The 19,924-nt window shown below is 60.1% G+C and carries 22 protein-coding genes and 2 pseudogenes; 13 read left to right on the top strand and 11 right to left on the bottom strand.

The window, feature by feature from the left end:
• Positions 1-119: pseudogene (locus AC19YT_RS20515) on the top strand (IS30 family transposase); the annotation flags it as partial.
• A gap of 456 nt (positions 120-575) precedes the next feature.
• Here the strand turns inward: AC19YT_RS20515 and AC19YT_RS20510 are convergent.
• A pseudogene (locus AC19YT_RS20510) lies at positions 576-797 on the bottom strand (hypothetical protein); the annotation flags it as partial.
• Here AC19YT_RS20510 and AC19YT_RS20505 point away from each other — a divergent pair.
• On the top strand, positions 787-957 hold the full coding sequence (locus tag AC19YT_RS20505) for a hypothetical protein (protein ID WP_500610904.1): 171 nt from the start codon (positions 787-789) through the stop codon (positions 955-957). The pseudogene AC19YT_RS20510 and the gene AC19YT_RS20505 sit on opposite strands and share 11 nt — an antisense overlap.
• Before the next feature lie 560 nt (positions 958-1,517).
• Positions 1,518-2,144, top strand: a complete 627-nt coding sequence (locus AC19YT_RS20500; RefSeq protein WP_095106459.1) for a response regulator transcription factor — start codon at positions 1,518-1,520, stop codon at positions 2,142-2,144.
• Positions 2,145-2,336: 192 nt separating this feature from the next.
• On the opposite strand, the gene AC19YT_RS20495 is transcribed toward AC19YT_RS20500, so the two are convergent.
• The 8 genes from AC19YT_RS20495 to metG all read right to left on the bottom strand — a co-directional run bounded on the left by AC19YT_RS20495 (position 2,337) and on the right by metG (position 9,377).
• The gene (locus AC19YT_RS20495) at positions 2,337-2,516 is read right to left on the bottom strand and encodes a PA3496 family putative envelope integrity protein (RefSeq protein WP_095106462.1); all 180 of its coding nucleotides are present in this window, start codon (positions 2,514-2,516) and stop codon (positions 2,337-2,339) included.
• A gap of 106 nt (positions 2,517-2,622) precedes the next feature.
• Positions 2,623-3,261, bottom strand: coding sequence for an endonuclease III (gene nth, locus AC19YT_RS20490; RefSeq protein ID WP_095106465.1), 639 nt, complete (start codon positions 3,259-3,261; stop codon positions 2,623-2,625).
• A complete protein-coding gene (locus AC19YT_RS20485) occupies positions 3,258-3,875 on the bottom strand; it encodes an Rnf-Nqr domain containing protein (RefSeq protein ID WP_500610903.1) in 618 nt (205 codons plus the stop codon). Before AC19YT_RS20485 ends, nth begins: the two co-directional genes overlap by 4 nt.
• A complete protein-coding gene (locus tag AC19YT_RS20480; protein ID WP_500610902.1) occupies positions 3,868-4,479 on the bottom strand; it encodes an RnfABCDGE type electron transport complex subunit G in 612 nt (203 codons plus the stop codon). The genes AC19YT_RS20485 and AC19YT_RS20480 overlap by 8 nt, the downstream gene beginning before the upstream one ends.
• Complete coding sequence (locus tag AC19YT_RS20475) at positions 4,476-5,465, bottom strand: RnfABCDGE type electron transport complex subunit D (RefSeq protein ID WP_500610901.1); 990 nt, start codon at positions 5,463-5,465, stop codon at positions 4,476-4,478. Before AC19YT_RS20475 ends, AC19YT_RS20480 begins: the two co-directional genes overlap by 4 nt.
• Positions 5,452-6,639, bottom strand: coding sequence for an electron transport complex subunit RsxB (gene rsxB / locus AC19YT_RS20470; RefSeq protein ID WP_500610900.1), 1,188 nt, complete (start codon positions 6,637-6,639; stop codon positions 5,452-5,454). The genes AC19YT_RS20475 and rsxB overlap by 14 nt, the downstream gene beginning before the upstream one ends.
• Positions 6,636-7,208, bottom strand: a complete 573-nt coding sequence (locus tag AC19YT_RS20465) for an Rnf-Nqr domain containing protein (RefSeq protein WP_500610899.1) — start codon at positions 7,206-7,208, stop codon at positions 6,636-6,638. The genes rsxB and AC19YT_RS20465 overlap by 4 nt, the downstream gene beginning before the upstream one ends.
• 120 nt (positions 7,209-7,328) lie before the next feature.
• On the bottom strand, positions 7,329-9,377 hold the full coding sequence (metG, locus tag AC19YT_RS20460) for a methionine--tRNA ligase (RefSeq protein ID WP_095106477.1): 2,049 nt from the start codon (positions 9,375-9,377) through the stop codon (positions 7,329-7,331).
• Positions 9,378-9,549: 172 nt separating this feature from the next.
• On the opposite strand from metG, the gene apbC reads away from it, so the two are divergent.
• The gene (apbC, locus tag AC19YT_RS20455) at positions 9,550-10,644 is read left to right on the top strand and encodes an iron-sulfur cluster carrier protein ApbC (protein ID WP_095106479.1); all 1,095 of its coding nucleotides are present in this window, start codon (positions 9,550-9,552) and stop codon (positions 10,642-10,644) included.
• A gap of 51 nt (positions 10,645-10,695) precedes the next feature.
• On the opposite strand, the gene AC19YT_RS20450 is transcribed toward apbC, so the two are convergent.
• A complete protein-coding gene (locus tag AC19YT_RS20450) occupies positions 10,696-11,454 on the bottom strand; it encodes an SDR family oxidoreductase (RefSeq protein WP_095106480.1) in 759 nt (252 codons plus the stop codon).
• Between the two features lie 160 nt (positions 11,455-11,614).
• Between AC19YT_RS20450 and AC19YT_RS20445 the strand changes: the two genes are divergently transcribed.
• From AC19YT_RS20445 to groL, 4 genes are all read left to right on the top strand, one after another.
• Positions 11,615-12,346 carry a HugZ family pyridoxamine 5'-phosphate oxidase gene (locus tag AC19YT_RS20445; protein ID WP_500610898.1) on the top strand — a complete coding sequence of 244 codons (732 nt, stop codon included), beginning with the start codon at positions 11,615-11,617 and terminating at the stop codon, positions 12,344-12,346.
• A 66-nt stretch (positions 12,347-12,412) separates the two neighbouring features.
• Entirely contained in the window at positions 12,413-12,889 is a 477-nt protein-coding gene (locus AC19YT_RS20440; protein ID WP_095106484.1) for an FxsA family protein, read from the top strand.
• 250 nt (positions 12,890-13,139) lie between these two features.
• Positions 13,140-13,433: a co-chaperone GroES gene (locus AC19YT_RS20435; RefSeq protein WP_019827816.1), complete on the top strand. Its 294-nt coding sequence runs from the start codon at positions 13,140-13,142 to the stop codon at positions 13,431-13,433.
• Between the two features lie 49 nt (positions 13,434-13,482).
• Entirely contained in the window at positions 13,483-15,129 is a 1,647-nt protein-coding gene (gene groL / locus AC19YT_RS20430; RefSeq protein ID WP_095106486.1) for a chaperonin GroEL, read from the top strand.
• Positions 15,130-15,229: 100 nt separating this feature from the next.
• Here the strand turns inward: groL and AC19YT_RS20425 are convergent, their stop codons facing one another.
• Complete coding sequence (locus tag AC19YT_RS20425) at positions 15,230-15,988, bottom strand: phosphatase PAP2 family protein (RefSeq protein ID WP_500610897.1); 759 nt, start codon at positions 15,986-15,988, stop codon at positions 15,230-15,232.
• A gap of 184 nt (positions 15,989-16,172) precedes the next feature.
• Here AC19YT_RS20425 and colR point away from each other — a divergent pair, with 184 nt between their 5' ends.
• From colR to AC19YT_RS20400, 5 genes are all read left to right on the top strand, one after another.
• A complete protein-coding gene (gene colR / locus AC19YT_RS20420; RefSeq protein WP_095106492.1) occupies positions 16,173-16,856 on the top strand; it encodes a two-component system response regulator ColR in 684 nt (227 codons plus the stop codon).
• The gene (locus AC19YT_RS20415) at positions 16,846-18,126 is read left to right on the top strand and encodes a sensor histidine kinase (protein ID WP_500610896.1); all 1,281 of its coding nucleotides are present in this window, start codon (positions 16,846-16,848) and stop codon (positions 18,124-18,126) included. Before colR ends, AC19YT_RS20415 begins: the two co-directional genes overlap by 11 nt.
• Positions 18,127-18,263: 137 nt before the next feature.
• A complete protein-coding gene (locus AC19YT_RS20410; protein WP_095106496.1) occupies positions 18,264-18,944 on the top strand; it encodes a class I SAM-dependent methyltransferase in 681 nt (226 codons plus the stop codon).
• 3 nt (positions 18,945-18,947) lie between these two features.
• On the top strand, positions 18,948-19,652 hold the full coding sequence (locus tag AC19YT_RS20405; RefSeq protein ID WP_095106498.1) for a lipopolysaccharide kinase InaA family protein: 705 nt from the start codon (positions 18,948-18,950) through the stop codon (positions 19,650-19,652).
• Positions 19,652-19,879: a hypothetical protein gene (locus AC19YT_RS20400; RefSeq protein WP_095106500.1), complete on the top strand. Its 228-nt coding sequence runs from the start codon at positions 19,652-19,654 to the stop codon at positions 19,877-19,879. The genes AC19YT_RS20405 and AC19YT_RS20400 overlap by 1 nt, the downstream gene beginning before the upstream one ends.
• Positions 19,880-19,924 lie beyond the last annotated feature (45 nt).

Genomic DNA, 19,924 nt, shown 5'->3' with positions numbered 1-19,924 from the left:
TGACCGTCGAAGCCGTCAATCGGACAGTAGCGAGGATCAATCTACGCCCGCGCAAGCGCTTGGGCTGGAAGACGCCGTACGAAGTGCATACAGGGGTGAGCGTTGCACTTATGTGTTGAATTCAGGTAGGGGTATCGTTTGTGCTTCTCTTCGTTTGCTGTGCTCCAATCGCTCTGGGTCATAAGTTTTGCGGATTTCTGATTGGTCAAAAATACAATCAAGTAACCTGTGCCGGATGATTTCTGGATTTTCTGTTCAACTTTGTGCATCAATTCGTCTGCTTCTTTTTTTGTACTAATCCAACGTGTATCGACAATGTGCAGGTCGTATAAAAGTCGAGGAAAGTTCAGGATGTGCTGTACGCCATGGCCGGCGAACAGATTCACATGCGCAGGTGGGTCCTGGGCATTGCCTGACGAGTAATGATCCTTGTGGTAATGAACCTCAGGATGCTGTGGGGGCTGTTTACGCAGCCTTTCAGGAAGGTAAAAGTTCGAATTATGGTAGTTTGATGGCATTCCTTCATCCGGCAAGTTGGCGGTGGAGCTGTTAGCTAAATTTTCTTGCTTTAGCTTCTCATCGATGATTTTTATAAAGTGTTTGCCTTTCTCAAAGTCGGACGGCGCATAAAGTGACTTGTAGTTGAAGTTTAGGGTGGCAAAGAACAACAAAATCAGAAAAAACGGAAAGATAATCAGGAACCAGACATAAACCTGGCGTTCCTGGAAATCAAGGAAAGGAAGCGATACGGCCGCCGACGTTTCCGAGAGGGTAGCGAAGATCGCGATGATCGTCATGGGAGTGGTGCTTTTCTTTGGTGGTGTGGTCATTTTCTTTCACTTTTATATAGAGGCTTCTAGTGGTTGGTTGGGACGTCTTTATGATGTGGTGGGTGAGATGTTTTGTGGAATGATTATATTTTCGGCAGATGAGTTACTTATGGTTCCTTATAGATGATTCTAGACGTGTTCCAATCAGGGAGAAGTTTTTTTGATGGCTGAAGGGAGAAAGGTTTGGCTGTTAAATGTAATTTCGCGGATCTGAAGTCTGAAAGCTGTGTAGTCTATTTCCTTGAAGGTGCTCTCGTGGCTTTTGGTAACTCCCAGTTTGTTGATGATTTTATTTAAATGTAAGACTTGTTGAGTTTTATTTTGTATGGGTGGGCTGAATTGTTACTCTGTTTTTCTGTCGGTACAGAAAATATGAATTTTTTATGACTATGCCGACTTTGTTAATACTCTGGAACAAAAAGTGATTTGGCGGGTGTTGTGATCGGACTGATTCACGACCGGTGCTTGACTCTAACTGATACAAAGTAGCGTGTAACACAGGCTCGAATACCCGCGATTTAATTTAAAGACACACCATTTTTAATGTTTTTTTGTAGTCCAAATCCGTGATGCTTGTAGGGAAGGTCTCTGGCTGTTAGTGGCCGGGGGGTAGGCCATCCCAAGGGGTAAATGACTAGGCTATTGTGCTGACTCTAAAAATTCGAACAGCGAAAATTGGACTTGCCCATGAATAAAGTGCTGATCGTGGATGATCATCCCGTCATACGTCTTGCTGTACGCATGCTGATGGAGCGCCATGGCTATGAAGTCATTGCGGAAACGGATAATGGCGTTGATGCATTGCAACTTGCCCGCGAGCATATGCCCGATATTGTTATCCTGGATATCGGCATACCCAAGCTCGATGGCTTGGAAGTTATTGCGCGACTTACCTCCACTGCAATGCCTTTCAAGGTGTTGGTACTCACCTCCCAGGCTCCCGGACATTTCTCCATGCGGTGCATGCAGGCCGGAGCCGCGGGCTATGTCTGCAAGCAGCAGGACTTGACGGAGCTGCTCAGCGCCATTAAGGCCGTGCTTTCCGGCTATAGCTATTTCCCCAACCAGGCCTTGCACACGGTGCGTTCGAGCCTTGGCAATGCCAGTGAGGCCGATATGGTCGATCGCTTGTCGGGGCGAGAAATGATGGTGTTGCAACAACTGGCCCGTGGGAAAACCAACAAGGAAATCGCCGACGGGATGTTCCTCAGCAACAAGACCGTTAGCACTTACAAAACCCGCTTGTTGCTCAAGCTCAATGCTCGTTCCCTGGTTGATCTGATTGAGTTGGCGCAACGTAATGGTCTGGTTTGAGGCCAGGTAAGAGCGCGCGACCTGCACCGGTTGTTCGGTAGGGTTCGTGTTATCGGCTTGAAGTGACTGCTCAGGCACTGACAGTTGTGCGCCAGGGGGGAGTGGCGGCGGGACGTTGGGGTTGAAACGAAGACGGTGCTGAAGGTGCTGCGCAGTTAACAAAAAGCCTCCACTTTGGGAGGCTTTTAAGGTTTAGAGATCAAAGTCGTAATCCGCAAGTTGCCTTTGTAGACGCCGTTCTTCGAGAAGATTGTCGATGGTGCGGCGCTTGCTGAGGTTGGTCTTGGCGACCTCTACCACGGGTTCGGCATCTTCTACTTCGGTGGCGGTGAAGTCGTCGTCTATGTCGGGTTGTTCTTTACCAGCGCTCATCGGTTAACTCCAAGCTTGGGCTGCCGTTGGCGCCCCTTATAGCGACAATCCGCTGGCGGGTAAAAAAGATTTTTTCAATCGATTGATAAGCTAACTCTATGGCAGCTCAATCGTCCGAGTTTTTTTCCTTGTATTCGCACAGGTCTTCGATTCGGCAACTACCACAGCGGGGCTTGCGTGCCTGGCACACGTAGCGCCCGTGCAGGATCAGCCAATGGTGCGAGTCCAGCAGGTACTGTTTGGGCACGAATTTCATCAGTTGTTTTTCCACTTCCACCACGTTCTTGCCCGGCGCCAGGCCGGTGCGGTTGCTGACGCGGAAGATGTGGGTATCGACGGCCATGGTCAACTGGCGAAATGCGGTGTTGAGCACTACATTCGCGGTCTTGCGGCCGACGCCGGGGAGCGCCTCCAGCTCTTCACGGGTTTGCGGCACTTCCCCGCCATGGTGCTCGACCAGCAACCGGCAGGTTTCGATGACGTTCTTGGCCTTGCTGTTGTAGAGGCCGATGGTCTTGATGTAGTGCGACAGCCCTTCGATCCCCAGGGCATGAATAGCGGCTGGGGTGTTGGCCACCGGGAACAGCTTGGCAGTGGCTTTGTTGACGCCCACATCGGTGGATTGGGCAGACAGGATTACCGCAATTAGCAACTCAAACGCTGATGAGTAGGCCAGTTCGGTTTTGGGTTGCGGATTGTCTTCGTGGAATCGACGGAAAATTTCCAGGCGTTTTGCGGCATTCATGGGTAGTCGGATTCCTTGTCTAGACGGTCAGGGCGCGCGCGCCGGGCCCAGGCTTGTCTGGCCGCGATGAGCAGCCCCAGTAGGATGAAACTGCCGGGCGTGAGCGCAAGTAGATGGGGGCTGGCGGCCGTTACCCAGATCCACGGCGCCCCGCAGTCGTCGATCGATCCAGCAAGCCACCCCCAGTGATTGCCCAGCGAGCCGCTGCCGAGCAGTTCGCGCACCGCGCCCAGGAGGAGTAGCAAGCAGGCGGACAGCCCCAACAGGCGCAGCCTATGGCGCAAGGTATCGTGGATGAAGAAACCGTTCATCTCCAACACCACGCATTGCAACCCGATCAACCCAGGGTAAAACCCCAGGCTGTGATGTAGAGGCAAACTGTGCAGTTGCAAGGCCAAGTCGGCACAACCGGTGAAAGTGGCTGCGAGAACGACGCTGGCGGGCAGGCGCAGGCTTTCTGTCAAGCGTGGGCGTAGCCCTCTCATTGCTACGGCATAGGCCACGACGACTGTCAGCAGCATCAGCCCCCAGCTGAGGGCATTGACCAGGCTGCCAGTAACGCCTAGCAGTGGCGCCAGGAGCAGGCTGTTGCGCAGCGTCACGGCGTTAGTCATGGGCGCCCTCGCCAAGCAGTTGGGCTCTGTGCTCGTCGAAGTAGCGCAATGCGTCATGCACGGCGCTGACGGTGGCCCGGGAGGTGAGGGTGGCGCCGGCCAATTGGTCGAACTGGCCGTTGTCTTTCTTCAGGGCCCAGGCCGGCTCGGCCGGGTTGCCAAGGGATTTGCCGGCGAAGCTCGCCAGCCAGGGGTTGGGCGTCAGCGCAATCTGCGCGCCAAGCCCTGGGCTCTCGTTGTGGGCCAGGGGTTTGATGGCCAGCAATTTGCCGTTCGCGGCGATGGCGATCAGCAGCTGGATCGGGCCGCCGTAACCCTGGACCTGGCTGTGCAAAAGGATCGCGCTGGGTCGTGCGGCCCGGGTCGCTCGATACCCGGCCAGCAGCCGACTGGTGGCCAGTTGCGGTTCGGCCAGTGCCAGCGGTTGGTCGAGGGGCTGATTGTCGTAGCTGCCTGGGAGCAGGAGCGAAAGTATTTTCTGGCTTTGCAGGGCTTTTTGCTGGGTGGCGATCAGTGGGGTGGCGAATCGTTGCAGCCACGCAGTGGCCGCGATGCCCGAGCCCGCCAGCAGCAATAGAACCAGTACGCCCCGGGCGCGGCTCATGGGGCACTCGCCGGGGCGGGAAAGAGCCGGTCCAGAGCCGGTACGCCCAGGTTCATCAGCAGCACGGCGAAGGCCAGGCCATCGGGATAGCCGCCCCAGGTGCGGATCACGTAGGTGAGGATGCCGACGCCTGCGCCGAAACATAGCCGCGCCTTGGCCGTGCGCGGCCCCGACACTGGCTCGGTGACGATAAAAAACGCGCCCAGCACAGTGGCGCCGCTGAGCCAATGAAACAGCGGCGAGCCGTTGGAGTCCGAGCCTGTGCCGTTCCAGAACAGCAGGCCCATGACGAACAAACCTGCCAGCAGGCCCACCGGCGCATGCCAGGTGATGATCCGTTGTTGCAGCAAAAACGCGCCACCGGCCAGGAATCCAAGGTTGGCCCATTCGCTGCCTTTGCCGCCCCAATGGCCGAACGCCGGGTTGCTGGCGAACAATTCATCCACCGTCAGGCTGTTGTTGATACGCAGGCTGTCCAGCACTGTGGCCTGGCTCCAGGCATCGGCCAGCGGCGCACCGAAATCGATGCCGAACACCTGTTGCATTGCTACCGGTAAGCTCACGCTGGCGAGCCCGGGCCACTGCGTCCTGGCATGGGGGAAGCACACCAGCACCAGGGCATAGCCCAACATGGCCGGGTTGAACGGGTTTTGGCCGACGCCGCCGTACAGATGCTTGCCAAACAATAAGGCGCAAGCGGTGGCGCTGACCGTCAGCCACCACGGGCAGAAGGCCGGTAGGGCGATTGCCAGCAGGGCGGCGCTGACCAGGGCACTGCCATCGCTCAGCGCAGGCATGACTGCCCGTCGCCGTAGGCGCAGGACTAGCGCTTCGACCGCCACGGCGGTGGATGCGGCCAGCAGTAGGTTGATCGCCAGCCCCCAGCCGTACAGCCACAGCAGCACCGTGAGCCCAGGGATGGTCGCCAGTAGCACTCGCTTCATGGCGTGCTGCAGGCGCGGGTCAGCCGCTTCACGGGGCAACATGGTCTTGCACCTGGCGTTCTGCTTGGGTCAATCGCGCTTGGGCCTGGGCCAGTTGCTCGGCAGAGACGGCGGGTTGGCGTTGCAGTTTGTTCAGGGCGGCGCGGGCGTAGGCCAGTTCGGTTTTCAACTGGCGCAGGTGGCTGTCGATGGGGCGTTTTTCGGTGCGCTGCAACTGCGGCGCGGGGCGGTCATTCTGGTCTTCGGCTTGGTGCAGGGCGTGTTCGGCCTGGCCCAGAGTTTCCCGTAACGCTTGCAGGCGCTCGGCGGGTGCGCCGTCGGCCTGGGCTTTTTTCAGTTCGGCACGGCGGGTGGCCAATTGGATCTTGGCTTTTTTCAGTTCGACGTCCCGCGGTGCAGGGGCGGCGGGCGTGGCCGGTTGTATGTGGGCCAGGGCCAGTTCGGCGGCTTCGAATTGTTGGGCCAGCAGCCTCAGTTGGGTCTGTTGCTCGAAGGTTGGTGGGTGGCCGAAGGCTTTCAGGGTTTTGTGCAACTGTGCGCGGCTCATGGCCAGGTCGATCTTGGCTTTTTTCAACGCGGCGTCGGCGGCCACGGCTTTTTGCGCGAGCACTCGTTCAATCGCGGCGTGTATCGGGTTGTCAGGCGTTTCGGCCGTGATGGCGGGACCTTTGGCGCGGGTTTGCTTGCGTTCTTCATCACGGCGCAAACGGGCGTTGCGTTGTTCAAAGCGGCGGCGTGCGTGGTTGCGCTTGGCGCTACGGGCCTGTTGCTCTTGCGGGCTGTGGGCCAGCCCGCCGACGATGGGTACTACGGTGGTCAAGGGCAGCGGCAGCAGGTCGATGCAGTCCACCGGGCAAGGCGCCACGCACAGGTCGCACCCGGTGCACTCGTCGATGATGACCGTGTGCATCAGCTTGGCGGCGCCGACAATCGCGTCCACCGGGCAGGCCTGGATGCACTTGGTGCAACCGATACACTCGGCCTCGCGGATGTACGCTACCTGGGCCGGGGCGCTGCCACGCTCCGGGTCCAGTTGCAGTACTGGCACCTTGAGCAGTTCGGCGAGGGCGGCGATGGTTTCGGCGCCGCCCGGCGGGCACCGGTTGATGGCCTCGCCCTTGGCGATGCCTTCGGCGTAGGGCTTGCACCCGGGGTGGCCGCATTTGCCGCATTGGGTTTGCGGCAGTAGGGCGTCGATACGTTGAATCAGGCTCATGGGTTGAACAGTCCGGTAAAACCGAGAAACGCCACGCCGATCAATCCGGCGCTAATCAGCTCGATCGGCAGGCCACGAAAGGGCAGGGCGATATCGTTGTCGCGGGTGCGCTGGCGTAAATCATCGAACAGGCTTAATACCAGCCAAAAGCCCAAGCCGCCACCTAGGCCCAGCGCCAGTGTTGCGCCGAGCCCGCGCTCTGCCTGGCTGCTCAGCAAACCTGCGCCCAGTATCGCCGCATTGCCCAGCAACAGCGGCCAGAGCCCGGCAAGCGGTAGCCGTGGTAACACCCGCGCCAGCAGCTTCAGTACCGGGCCGATCAGGCCGACGGCCAACGCCAGCAAGACAAACAGGCGCAACCCGGTCAGGCCCAGGCGGTGCAGCAGCCATTCATACAGCAGGTGCCCGAGCAGGGCGTTGCTCAGCATCAGGCAAGTGGTGGCCAGGCCTAGGGCATGGATGCGCAGGCGATCGGCGTCGGCCAGCAGCGTGTCGCTGCCCAGCGGCCAATGCAGGATGAGGTTGTTAATCAGGGCAGCGCTGGCAAGCGTGAACAGGAGGTCGGTCATGGTGGTGCCGGGTTGGGCGAGCGGATTGCCTCAAGCCTAGGGCAAGCGGGCAGGGCCGGCCAGATAAGAAAATCCCACGGCCACCGGCAAGTGGTCGTGGGATCGGGCCTGCGCGGTGCGTTACTTGATGCGCTGGCCTGGCTTGGCGCCGCTATCAGGGCTGAGCAGGTAGATTTCTTCGCCGCCAGGGCCGGCAGCCATCACCATGCCTTCAGAGACGCCGAAGCGCATTTTGCGCGGCTTGAGGTTGGCGATCATCATGGTCAGGCGCCCTTCGAGCTTGGCCGGGTCTGGGTAAGCGCTCTTGATGCCCGAGAACACATTGCGTTGCTCGTCACCGATGTCCAGGGTCAGGCGCAGCAGTTTGTCGGCGCCTTCCACGGCTTCGGCCTTGAGGATCAGGGCCACGCGCAGGTCAACGGCGGCAAAGGCGTCGAAGTCGATCTCGGCAGACAGCGGGTCCTTGGCCAGTTCGCCGTTGCCTTGTGGGGCAGCGCCGGTGTCGGTCTGGCTGGCGACCAGGTCTTCTTTGGACGCATCGGTCATCGCCTGAACCTTTACCGGGTCGATGCGGGTCATCAACGGCTTGAACTCGTTGAGCTGATGGTTGCTCAGCAAGGTGGTGTGGTCGTCCCAGGTCAGCGGCGGCACGTTGAGGAACGCCTCGGCGTCGGCGGCCAGCAGCGGCAGCACAGGTTTGAGGAAGATCACCAGTTGGCGGAACAGGTTGATGCCCAGCGCGCAGATGGCCTGGACTTCATCCTGCTTGCCTTCCTGTTTGTTCAGCGACCACGGCGCTTTGTCGGCGATCCAGGCGTTGGCGCGGTCGGCCAGGGCCATGGTTTCGCGCATGGCGCGGGCAAAGTCGCGGGCTTCATAGGCCTCGGCAATGCTTGGCGCAGCGCTAAGAAAGGCTTCGGTCAGTTCCGGCGCGGCATTGCCTGCCACCAGCACGCCGGCATTGCCCTTGTGGATAAAACCTGCGCAACGGCTGGCGATGTTGACGACCTTGCCCACCAGGTCGGAGTTGACCTTCTGCACGAAGTCTTCGAGGTTCAGGTCCAGGTCGTCCACACCACGGCCCAGCTTGGAGGCGTAGTAGTAGCGCAAGTATTCCGGCGCGAGGTGGTCAAGGTAGGTTCGGGCCTTGATGAAGGTGCCGCGGGACTTGGACATCTTCTGGCCGTTGACGGTCAGGTAGCCGTGCACGTTGATTGCGGTCGGCTTGCGGTAGCCGGCGCCTTCGAGCATGGCGGGCCAGAACAGCGCGTGGAAGTTGACGATGTCCTTGCCGATGAAGTGATACAGCTCGGCGGTGGAGTCCTTGCCCCAGAACGCGTCGAACTCCAGCTCCGGGCGGCGTGCGCAGAGGTTCTTGAAGCTGGCCATGTAGCCGATGGGCGCGTCCAGCCACACGTAGAAGTATTTGCCTGGCTCATCCGGGATCTCGAAACCGAAGTACGGCGCATCGCGGGAGATGTCCCACTGCTGCAGGCCGGCGTCGAGCCACTCAGCGAGCTTGTTGGCCACGGCTTCCTGCAGGGTGCCGCTGCGGGTCCAGGCTTGCAGCATGTCCTGGAAGTCCGGCAGCTTGAAGAAGAAATGCTGGGAGTCCCTGAGCACCGGGGTGGCGCCGGAAATCGCCGATTTCGGGTCCTTGAGGTCAGTGGGCGCGTAAGTGGCGCCGCATTTTTCGCAGTTGTCGCCGTACTGGTCTTCGGTGCCGCATTTGGGGCAGGTGCCCTTGATGAAGCGGTCGGCCAGGAACATTTTCTTTTCCGGGTCGAAATACTGGGTGATCGAGCGCGTGGCAATGTGCCCGGCATCACGCAGCTTGAGGTAGATCTGGCTCGACAGCTCACGGTTTTCTTCGGCGTGAGTGGAGTGGAAATTGTCGAAGTCCACCAGGAAGTCGGCGAAGTCGCCGCTGTGCTCGGCTTGCACGTTGGCGATCAGTTGTTCCGGGGTGATGCCTTCTTTTTCCGCGCGCAACATGATGGCCGAGCCGTGGGCGTCGTCTGCGCAGACGTAGATGCATTGATTGCCGCGTTGCTTCTGGAAGCGCACCCACATGTCGGTCTGGATGTACTCAAGCATGTGGCCAAGGTGGATGGAACCATTGGCATAGGGCAGGGCGCTGGTGACGAGGATCTTGCGTGGCTCGGACATGGGGCTCGGCTACTTGATGAAACGGAGGTCGGCCACTATAAAGCGCCGGCGCAGTTTTTTCACCCTGTCTGCGGCGTTGCGTGGCGGGTGCGGCGCCCGGGCATGTCCGCCATGGCGCTTAAACGGGTAGGATAGCCACCTGATTTTCCCTGTCCCGCTATCGGAGTAACCCATGAGCGCCGTCAATCGCGCAGCGGTGGAAGCCGTCCTTCGCCAATACACCGACCCCTATCTGAACCAGGACCCGGTCAGCGCCGGGTGTGTACGCAGCATCGAGATCGAGGGGGACCGGGTCAGCGTCAAGCTCGAAATCGGCTACGCCGCCGGCCTGTTCAAGAGTGGCTGGGCGCAGTTGCTGCAGTTGGCCATCGAACAACTCGAGGGCGTGCTGACGGCGCGGGTCGAAGTCAACAGCGTGATCGCCGCGCACAAGGCGCAGGCGCAGATCCCGGGCCTGGCCAACGTGAAGAACGTGGTGGCCGTGGCCTCCGGCAAGGGCGGCGTGGGCAAGTCCACCACCGCCGCCAACCTGGCGCTGGCCCTGGCCCGCGAGGGCGCCCGGGTGGGCATTCTCGATGCCGATATTTACGGCCCGAGCCAGGGCATCATGTTCGGCATTGCCGAAGGCACCCGCCCGAAAATCAAGGACCAGAAGTGGTTTGTGCCGATTGAGGCCCATGGTGTCGAAGTGATGTCCATGGCCTTCCTGACCGATGAGAACACGCCCATGGTGTGGCGCGGGCCGATGGTTTCCGGCGCGTTGCTGCAACTGGTGACGCAAACCGCCTGGGGCGACCTGGACTACCTGGTGATCGACATGCCGCCAGGCACCGGCGATATCCAACTGACCCTGGCGCAGAAAGTCCCGGTGGCCGGTGCGGTGATCGTCACCACCCCCCAGGACCTGGCGCTGCTGGATGCGCGCAAAGGCGTGGAAATGTTCCGCAAGGTCCACATCCCGGTACTGGGCGTGGTGGAAAACATGGCCGTGCACATCTGCTCCAATTGCGGGCACGCCGAGCATCTGTTCGGTGAGGGTGGTGGCGAGAAACTGGCCACGCAGTTTGGCGTTGAGCTGTTGGCGTCGTTGCCGCTGTCGATGCTGATCCGCGAGCAGGCCGATGCGGGCAAGCCGACGGTGATTGCCGAGCCGGACAGCCAGATCGCCATGGTCTACCAGGAACTGGCCCGCCAGGTTGGTGCGCGGATTGTGCTGCAGGAAGCCGCATCGCCGGCGATGCCGAACATCACCATCAGCGACGATTGAGATTCAAACCTGTGGGAGCGGGAGTTCGCTCCCACATGAGTGTGGCGGCGCCTAGAGGCGCAAGCCGCCATCCAACTCCAGGATGCGCCCGGTGTAGTAGTCGTTTTCGAAGATGTACGCCGCCGAATGGGCGATTTCATCGGGCTTGCCCATGCGCTTGAGGGGGATGCCCGAGGTCATTTTCTCCAGGGCTTCGGGCTTCATGCCCAGGGTCATTTCGGTTTCGATAAAGCCCGGTGCGATGCCGGCCACACGGATGCCGTAGCGTGCCAGTTCCTTGGCCCAGGTCACGGTGGCTGCGGCGACGCCCGCCTTGGCCGCGGAATAGTTAGTCTGGCCGACGTTGCCGGCGCGGGAGATCGACGAAATGTTGATGATCGCGCCGCTGTTCTTCAGTTCGACCATTTTCGCCGCCACTTCCCGGGTGCACAGGAACACGCCGGTCAGGTTGACGTCGATCACCGCTTGCCATTGGGCCAGGCTCATCTTGGTCATTTCGCCGTCCTTGACCTTGAGCAGCAGGCCATCTCGCAGGATGCCGGCATTGTTAATCAAACCGTGAATCGCACCGAAATCCGCCGCTACTTGAGCGACCATGTGGCCCACCTGTTCTTCGTCGGCAACGTTGCACAGGTAGGCGCGGGCTTGGGCGCCGGCGGCCTGGCACGCCTGGACGGCGTCATCGAGTTTGGCCTGATTCAAATCCACCAAGGCCAGCTTCGCGCCTTTGGCAGCGAAATACTCGGCCATGGCCCGGCCCAAACCCTGGCAACCGCCGGTGATAATGATTACTTTGTCAGTGAGTTGCATTCGCATGCCCCGTTGGCAGGTCTGAGTGGTTTCCTAATCCAGGGCCATCCTGCGTGCCTGTGCGGCTTGGCTGCAGATGAGAATTGCCCTGCTGGCGACACTGGAACCGCTATCCGGTCGCCCGTCCGTTTTCGACGGTTTCTATATAAGGAGTCATAAGTTGAGCGTTGAAGCTGCCAAGCATGCCCGAGAATTGCTGCTCAAGGAATACCGTGGCGCATTGGCCACGCACTCCAAGTCCATGCCTGGTTTTCCCTTTGGTTCGGTGGTGCCTTACTGCCTGGACGAGCAGGGCTGGCCGCTGATTCTTATCAGCCGTATCGCCCAGCACACCCATAACCTGCAAAAAGACCCCAGGTGTTCGCTGCTGGTGGGCGAGCGCGGCGCCGATGACGTACAAGCTGTCGGCCGCCTGACCTACCTGGGCGAGGCACAGAAGCTCGACGACGCGGCCGCCATTGAAGCGGCCGCCGAACGTTATTACCGCTACTTCCCCGACTCGGCGAACTATCACCAGGCCCATGATTTCGACTTCTGGGTACTGAAACCGGTGCGCCACCGCTACATCGGCGGGTTCGGCGCGATTCACTGGGTTGACGACTTGACCCTGGCCAACCCCTTTGCCGGCAAGGCCGAGGTGAGCATGGTCGAGCACATGAACAGCGATCACGCCAAGGCCATCGCCCATTACGTCGAACTGGCCGGGTTGCCGACCGGCGAACCGGCGCAACTGGCGGGCATCGACACCGAAGGCATGCACCTGCGCATTGGCCAGGCCCTGCATTGGTTGCCTTTTGCGCAGCCTTGCAATACGCCGACACAAGTGCGCGAGGCCCTGGTTTTGCTGGCTCATGCCGAGCAATGGCCAAAAAAGGCACAGGCTCGGGCTTGAATTCACGAAACGGCGACGTCATCTAGGTTCTACTTGCAAGGCACTCTTGCGTTGAGGAACCATTTGATGCGCCCTTTTCTATTGCTCTTTCTGCTGTTTCCGGTGCTAGAGCTGTTCGTATTCGTCAAAGTCAGCGCCGCCATCGGCTTCTTCCCGGCGCTGCTGCTGATTATTCTCGGCTCGATGCTCGGTGTGTTCGTGCTGCGCATCGCCGGCCTGGCCACCGCCCTGCGGGCTCGTGAAAGCCTGAACCGCGGTGAGTTGCCTGCCCAGACCATGCTCGAAGGCCTGATGATGGCCCTGGGTGGCGGTCTGTTGATCGTTCCCGGGTTTATCAGCAGCGTGTTTGGCCTGGTGATGCTCCTGCCGATTACCCGCCGGCTGCTGGCCAACAAAATGCGTCAACGCGCCGAGGAACAAGCGATTCGCCAGCGTGCCTTCGCCGACGACCTGCAACCGCGCGGCGGCCCGACGCCCCGTCAACCCCTGGGGCGTGAGCCGACAGTGATCGAAGGCGAATTCGAGCACCGTGACTCCAAGTAATTGCTTCCTGCCCACGGCACCTTCGGGTGCCGTGTGTCATTTTCGTTGCCTGCGGGCAAAAAAAATTCACCTTCCGGCCCTTGTAATCAGCTTCTACGCCCTTATGTAACGGTCACCGCAAGGTTTCTGGTGACGATCACCAGACAGACTTCCGCGGTTCGCTTGCCGAGCCGCACCCGGCACTGCCGGATTTGCTAACCCGCCGGGACTACACCGGCCGCTGAAAACCACAAATTAGGAGAGATCGACAATGAAGCTTCGTCCTCTGCATGACCGCGTCGTTATCCGTCGCAGCGAAGAAGAAAAGAAAACCGCTGGCGGTATCGTTCTGCCAGGTTCGGCTGCTGAAAAAGCCAACAGCGGCGAGATCCTCGCTGTAGGCACCGGCCGAGTACTGGATAACGGTGAAGTACGTGCGCTGGCCGTAAAAGTGGGTGACAAGGTTGTGTTCGGCCCTTACTCCGGCAGCAACACTGTGAAAGTAGACGGCGAAGACCTGCTGGTAATGGCTGAGAACGAGATTCTCGCTGTTATCGAAGGCTGATTTCCCGCTCAATTTCCCGCTACTACAAAGTATTTAAGGAATATCGATCATGGCTGCTAAAGAAGTTAAATTCGGCGATTCCGCCCGCAAGAAAATGCTCACCGGTGTCAACATCCTGGCTGACGCAGTAAAAGCGACCCTGGGCCCAAAAGGCCGTAACGTGATTATCGAGAAGAGCTTCGGCGCTCCGACCATCACCAAGGACGGCGTTTCCGTAGCCAAAGAGATCGAACTGGAAGACCGTTTCGAAAACATGGGCGCGCAGCTGGTCAAAGACGTTGCCTCCCGTGCCAACGATGACGCAGGCGACGGTACCACCACCGCCACCGTACTGGCTCAGTCGATCGTTAACGAAGGCCTCAAGGCCGTCGCTGCCGGCATGAACCCGATGGACCTCAAGCGCGGCATCGACAAGGCGACCATCGCTGTTGTTGCCGAGCTGAAAAACCTGTCCAAGCCATGCGCTGACACCAAGGCTATCGCTCAGGTAGGCACCATCTCCGCCAACTCCGACAGCTCCATCGGCGACATCATTGCCGAAGCCATGGAAAAAGTCGGCAAAGAAGGCGTAATTACCGTTGAAGAAGGCACTGGCCTGGAAAACGAACTGTCGGTTGTAGAAGGCATGCAGTTCGACCGTGGCTACCTGTCCCCATACTTCGTTAACAAGCCAGAAACCATGGTTGCCGAGCTGGAAAGCCCGCTGATCCTGCTGGTCGACAAAAAGATCTCCAACATCCGTGAAATGCTGCCAGTACTGGAAGCCGTGGCTAAAGCCGGCCGCCCACTGCTGATCGTTTCCGAAGACGTTGAAGGCGAAGCCCTGGCGACTCTGGTTGTGAACAACATGCGCGGTATCGTTAAAGTCGCGGCCGTCAAGGCTCCAGGCTTTGGCGACCGTCGCAAAGCCATGCTGCAGGACATCGCCGTGTTGACCGGCGGTACCGTTATCTCCGAAGAGATCGGCCTGAGCCTGGAAAGTGCCACCCTGGAAAACCTGGGCAGCGCCAAGCGTGTGACTATCTCCAAGGAAAACACCATCATCGTTGACGGTGCTGGCGTTGAAGGCGACATCCAGTCGCGCATCAACCAGATCCGCGCCCAGGTTGCCGAGACTTCCTCGGACTACGACCGTGAAAAACTGCAAGAGCGTCTGGCCAAGCTGTCCGGCGGCGTTGCAGTCATCAAGGTTGGCGCCGGTTCCGAAGTTGAAATGAAAGAGAAAAAAGCCCGCGTTGAAGACGCCCTGCACGCAACCCGCGCAGCCGTTGAAGAAGGCGTGGTACCTGGCGGTGGCGTTGCACTGATCCGTGCTCTGGAAGCTCTGGTTGACCTCAAAGGCGACAACGCTGACCAGAACGTAGGTATCGCTGTTCTGCGTCGTGCCGTTGAATCGCCACTGCGCCAGATCGCTTCCAACAGCGGCGACGAGCCAAGTGTTGTGGTTAACGAAGTCAAGAACGGTAAAGGCAACTACGGCTACAACGCTGCCACCAGCGAATACGGCGATATGGTCGAAATGGGTATCCTGGACCCAACCAAGGTGACCCGTTCGGCACTGCAAGCAGCCGCTTCGATCGCTGGTCTGCTGTTGACCACCGAAGTTGCGATTGCTGACAAGCCGAAAGCTGAAGGCTCTGCTGGCGGCGGTATGCCAGACATGGGCGGCATGGGTGGCATGGGCGGCATGATGTAACCCAGCTTCACCCCGCACGACAAAACCCCGCCGGCCTCAAGCCGGCGGGGTTTTTTATGGCCTGCACAATCGTGTGCAACCTCGTGGCAGCAAACCTGTTCTAGCCCTCAACAGGTAGACCTTTAGTGTTGGTCGACGCACTCGCTCCTTCAACCGCCGAGGCCGGCCGATACAGAACGTAGTAATACGACCCCAGGCAAATCAGCCAACAGAAAATCGCCGTCCACAGGTTGTGGGAGAAGAAGTGCGCGCCTTGCATCATGCGTCCCACAGAAAACACCGTGCCCAGGGTGAAAGCAAAGGCCAGTGCATAACGGGCCACACGTGGGCGGCGGTCGCGCAAAACAAAAAACAGCGCAAACAGGGTGAAGCCGGTTGCCGCATGGCCGCCAGGCCAGCAGCGCCCGGGTTTGTCGGTGGCCGGGCGTGGGCTAAGTAGCTCGCTGTAGGTTTCCTTGCCGCCAAACTCTTTCAGGCTCCAGGGGCATTGCACGGCGGTCACGGCTTTTATCGGCGTGACGAAGGATGTGGCCAGGGCCAGCGATAGCACCAGGCAACCCAATTCCCGTTTGAATGGCTTGAGCCGGGCGACAAAAAACGAGGCGATCAGGCCCAGGATGGCAAACACCGAAAAGGCGATGACCAATTGCTTGGCGCGGTCATGGAGGATGTTTTCGAGGAAGTAGCTGTGCTTGCCGATGAATTCGCCACTGGCCGAATCGTAGAAGTACGACGCCAGTGCCATGTCCAGGGAGGTCAACTCCAGCAGGACCAGGGCCAGCGCCACAACGGCGGGAGCGCCCAGGCAAACCCAGAGGTTCAGGGGGCGTGAAACGGGGCGGGCAAGGCTGGCGGGCATGGGAGTCCTTGGCGAGTGGAGATTGATTGCGCGCAGACTCTGCGCCGCGGGCCGTCGCCAGGGTGTGAACGGGGGGTGAAAAACTCGTCAAGCCCAGCGTTTCGCGCAAGCCCTAGCCGCAGCTGGCACTTGGCTTTAAGCTGCGCGAGCCAAACGGCCGTTACCCTGGACGCGGAGAGTGCCCATGCGAATTCTATTGGTTGAAGATAACCGCGATATTCTGGCCAACCTGGCCGACTATCTGGGCCTTAAGGGCTACACCGTCGATTGCGCCCAGGACGGCCTCTCGGGCCTGCACTTGGCCGCCACTGAACACTATGACCTGATCGTGCTCGACATCATGCTGCCCGGTATCGACGGCTACACCCTGTGCAAACGCCTGCGCGAAGACGCGCGCCGTGACACACCGGTCATCATGCTCACCGCTCGCGATCAATTGGACGACCGCCTCCAGGGTTTCAAGTCCGGGGCGGACGACTACCTGGTCAAACCCTTTGCCCTGTCGGAACTGGCGGCGCGGGTCGAGGCCGTCATGCGCCGGGCCCAGGGCGGCGGCCGCCGGGCCTTGCAGGTGGGCGACCTGAACTACGACCTCGACACCCTGGAAGTGACCCGCGAAGGGCGCTTGCTCAAGCTCAACCCCGTCGGCCTGAAACTGCTGGCGGTGCTAATGCAGAAAAGCCCCCACGTGCTGCGCCGCGAAATCCTCGAGGAAGCCCTGTGGGGCGACGATTGCCCCGACAGCGACAGCTTGCGCAGCCACGTTCACCAATTGCGCCAGGTGATCGACAAACCGTTCGCTAAACCCTTGCTGCAAACCGTTCACGGCGTGGGCTACCGCTTGGCCGAAGGTCGCGATGGAGTTTAGGCAGAGCCTTGCCCAACGGATCATCATCGCCTTTGCCTTGATGAGCGCGTTGGTGGCGGGGGCGTTTGCCATGGGCATCGTGGCGACGGTGCACCTGGTCGAAGAAAAACTCATCTCTGCCGGCCTGGGCGGTGACCTGCAACGCCTGTTGCTGATGGACAACATGGAAGACTGGCGCCATCGCCCGGAACCGGACCAGTTGTTCTACTTCAGCGGCGGGCGCGGGGACTTCGCGCTGCCCAAGGACCTGCGGCACTTGACTCCGGGCTTCCACGAAGTATTCCGCGAGCAGTTGTCCTACCACGCCATTGCCGAAGTGGTGGACGGGCGCCGCTATGTCCTGCTGCAAGACCAAAGCGATTTCGAGGAACGCGAGCGGGTGCTGTTCGCCGTGGTGCTGGTGGGCTTTGTCCTGAGCCTGGCGCTGGCGGTGTTCCTGGGTTGGGTGCTGGCGCGCAAAGTGATGGCGCCGGTGGTGCGCCTGGCCCGCCAGGTGCGCCATCGCGACCAATTGCTGGGCCTGGCACCGCCGCTGGCGCCGGACTATGCGGCCGATGAAGTCGGTGAACTGGCGGTGGCTTTTGACGCCACCCTGGGCCGCTTGCGCCAGGCGCTGGACCGCGAGCGCCTGTTCACCAGCGACGTCAGCCACGAACTGCGAACACCGCTGATGGTGCTCGCCAGCTCCTGTGAACTGCTCCTGGAAAACCCCGGCCTCGACCCGCGCGGGCGCGCCCAGGTCGAGCGCATCGCCCGGGCCTGTGAAGAAATGCGCGAGCTGGTGCAAACCTTCCTGATGCTCGCCCGTGCCCAGCATGAAGACGCCAGCATGTCGCCGAGGCTGACCCTGGGCCAAGTGGCCGAAGGCCTGATCGCCCTCTGGCGCGAGCCGATCGAAGCCAAGGGGCTGCGGCTCATCTACGACGGCGGCCACCCGCTGAGTACGCGTTACCACGCCACGTTGCTGCATGCAGTGATGGGCAACCTGCTGCGCAATGCTTTGCACTACACCGACCATGGCTTTATTCGCCTGACCCTGGAAGCCAGCGGTTTCGTGGTCGAGGACAGCGGCGTGGGCATTCCTGAAGAAAAACGCGAAGCCATGTTCGAGCCCTTCGTGCGCGGCCACGACAAACGCGGCGATGGTTTGGGCCTGGGCCTGTCGCTGGTGCAGCGGATCTGCGAGAACCAGGGCTGGACCGTCAGCCTCAGTACCATGGAGCCCAACGGTTGCCGGTTCCGGGTGGAGTTGGCGCCGGTTCTGGAGTGAGTGATCGAGGCTGAGAGGGTGTGCGTAAAATCTTGAAATACAACCCTCGTGGACCGGACGAAGTTTTCACAAAGGGATGACCTGACACCAACATTCCGACGCCTAAGGTGACGCCATCGACTCTGGAGACCCCGACGATGGCTACCCCGATCAAACTGGAATTTTCCAACAAGTACACCCCCAAGCACGCCCAGGAGTACCTGCAAAAGCATCAGGACGGCTTGGCCCGCAAACTTTCCCACCTGCGTGATGAGCAACTGGCCCGCAAGGCCCTGGCCCTGGCCGGGGAGCCCGGCTTGGTGCTCGACTTGCCCTGCGGCGCCGGGCGTTTCTGGCCGTTGCTGGCGGAAAAAACCAACCGCGTGATTATCGGCGCCGATAATTCGCCCGCTATGCTCGATGTCGCCATGGGCTCGCAACCGGCCGATGTGGTGAAACGGGTACAACCCTTGCACACGTCTGCGTTCGACATCGACTTACCTGATAACGCCGTCGATAGCATTTTCTGCATGCGCTTGCTGCACCACATCGGTGACGCCGCTCACCGCATCGCTCTATTGCGCGAGTTCCAGCGCGTCAGCCGCGACAGTGTGATCGTCTCGCTGTGGGTCGATGGCAACTTCAAGGCCTGGAAACGCAAGCGTCTGGAGCAAAAGCGCCAGGAAAAAGGTGGGCAGGGCGGTTACCAAAATAGATTTGTGTTACCTGTTGTTACTGTTGAAGATGAGTTCCGCCAGGCTGGCTTCCGCATTCAGGAACACCTGGATTTCATACCGTTATATGCCATGTGGCGGGTTTACGTACTACGCAAGGAGTAGCAGATGGCCGTTGACTATGCGTCGCCGGTGGGCCACCAGGATGTGGACCGGTTCGAGCATTTCTGGAACCAGCGCGGTGAGTGGGTCGAAGAGCCTAATGAGCGCCGTGGCGGGCAAAGTGGCGTGCAGCGCATTGTCAGCGCGCACGGCCGCTTGCTCTACGCCAAGCGTCAGGTCGGCCACTTGTACCGCAGTTGGCTGTACCCCTTTGGCCGGCCCACCGTGATGCGCGAACGCGACGCCCTTAACGGCTTGCGGATGTTGGATGTAGGCGTGCCGGAGCTTGTGTTCTGCGGCGCGCAGCAGGATCAGCACCATCAGTGGCAAGGTTTGCTGGTCACGGCAGCGCTGGAAGGTTACGTGGATATCGAGCAGTGGTACGCCGCCGGCGAGCGCGAGCGGCACGGCGAGGAAGTGCACGAACGCCTGCTCAAGCAACTGGCCGGGAACCTGGCGCGCATGCACAACGGCCGCTGGCAGCATGGCTGCCTGTACGCCAAGCATATTTTTGTGCGGGTGGTGGACGAGCAGGTGGACGTGGCCCTGCTGGACCTGGAAAAAGCCCGCCAGCGCCTGAACCGCACCCGTGCCGCGCGGCACGACATGCAGCAGTTACGCCGCCATTCGTCGTGGAGCGGGGCGGACTGGCAGAAGCTCAGCTACTTTTACGAGGCGGCGTTTGGCAGCGCTATCAAGGGTTTAACCTAATGAAGTTAGAAATTGCACGAGGTTTGTTCCTGGCAGGAGCCTTGGCAGTTGCAACCTGGGCGGTGGCGGCGTGGGAACAGCCGCGGATGCAGGTGCTCAGCGCGGCCAATGGCGATGCCCTGTGCACCCAGCCGCGGGTGGCCAAGGCCTCAATGGCCAACGAGCCCGACCACGACCTGCTGCTGTTCATGTTCGGCATGGCCCAGGGCATGCGACCGCAGAGTTGAGCTGTTAGGCACTGAAAAAAGACCTCGCCGATGCGAGGTCTTTTT

The organism is Pseudomonas sp. MF08875, from assembly GCF_059862525.1.
Note: the sequence above shows the minus strand (reverse complement) of the source record. Positions and strands in the feature narration are given on the sequence as shown.

Coding starts and splice junctions, on each gene's coding strand:
- AC19YT_RS20505 (WP_500610904.1), top strand. CDS start 787: ATGATCGTCATGGGAGTGGTGCTTTTCTTTGGTGGTGTGGTCATTTTC.
- AC19YT_RS20500 (WP_095106459.1), top strand. CDS start 1,518: ATGAATAAAGTGCTGATCGTGGATGATCATCCCGTCATACGTCTTGCT.
- AC19YT_RS20495 (WP_095106462.1), bottom strand. CDS start 2,516: ATGAGCGCTGGTAAAGAACAACCCGACATAGACGACGACTTCACCGCC.
- nth (WP_095106465.1), bottom strand. CDS start 3,261: ATGAATGCCGCAAAACGCCTGGAAATTTTCCGTCGATTCCACGAAGAC.
- AC19YT_RS20485 (WP_500610903.1), bottom strand. CDS start 3,875: ATGACTAACGCCGTGACGCTGCGCAACAGCCTGCTCCTGGCGCCACTG.
- AC19YT_RS20480 (WP_500610902.1), bottom strand. CDS start 4,479: ATGAGCCGCGCCCGGGGCGTACTGGTTCTATTGCTGCTGGCGGGCTCG.
- AC19YT_RS20475 (WP_500610901.1), bottom strand. CDS start 5,465: ATGTTGCCCCGTGAAGCGGCTGACCCGCGCCTGCAGCACGCCATGAAG.
- rsxB (WP_500610900.1), bottom strand. CDS start 6,639: ATGAGCCTGATTCAACGTATCGACGCCCTACTGCCGCAAACCCAATGC.
- AC19YT_RS20465 (WP_500610899.1), bottom strand. CDS start 7,208: ATGACCGACCTCCTGTTCACGCTTGCCAGCGCTGCCCTGATTAACAAC.
- metG (WP_095106477.1), bottom strand. CDS start 9,377: ATGTCCGAGCCACGCAAGATCCTCGTCACCAGCGCCCTGCCCTATGCC.
- apbC (WP_095106479.1), top strand. CDS start 9,550: ATGAGCGCCGTCAATCGCGCAGCGGTGGAAGCCGTCCTTCGCCAATAC.
- AC19YT_RS20450 (WP_095106480.1), bottom strand. CDS start 11,454: ATGCAACTCACTGACAAAGTAATCATTATCACCGGCGGTTGCCAGGGT.
- AC19YT_RS20440 (WP_095106484.1), top strand. CDS start 12,413: ATGCGCCCTTTTCTATTGCTCTTTCTGCTGTTTCCGGTGCTAGAGCTG.
- AC19YT_RS20435 (WP_019827816.1), top strand. CDS start 13,140: ATGAAGCTTCGTCCTCTGCATGACCGCGTCGTTATCCGTCGCAGCGAA.
- groL (WP_095106486.1), top strand. CDS start 13,483: ATGGCTGCTAAAGAAGTTAAATTCGGCGATTCCGCCCGCAAGAAAATG.
- AC19YT_RS20425 (WP_500610897.1), bottom strand. CDS start 15,988: ATGCCCGCCAGCCTTGCCCGCCCCGTTTCACGCCCCCTGAACCTCTGG.
- colR (WP_095106492.1), top strand. CDS start 16,173: ATGCGAATTCTATTGGTTGAAGATAACCGCGATATTCTGGCCAACCTG.
- AC19YT_RS20415 (WP_500610896.1), top strand. CDS start 16,846: ATGGAGTTTAGGCAGAGCCTTGCCCAACGGATCATCATCGCCTTTGCC.
- AC19YT_RS20410 (WP_095106496.1), top strand. CDS start 18,264: ATGGCTACCCCGATCAAACTGGAATTTTCCAACAAGTACACCCCCAAG.
- AC19YT_RS20405 (WP_095106498.1), top strand. CDS start 18,948: ATGGCCGTTGACTATGCGTCGCCGGTGGGCCACCAGGATGTGGACCGG.
- AC19YT_RS20400 (WP_095106500.1), top strand. CDS start 19,652: ATGAAGTTAGAAATTGCACGAGGTTTGTTCCTGGCAGGAGCCTTGGCA.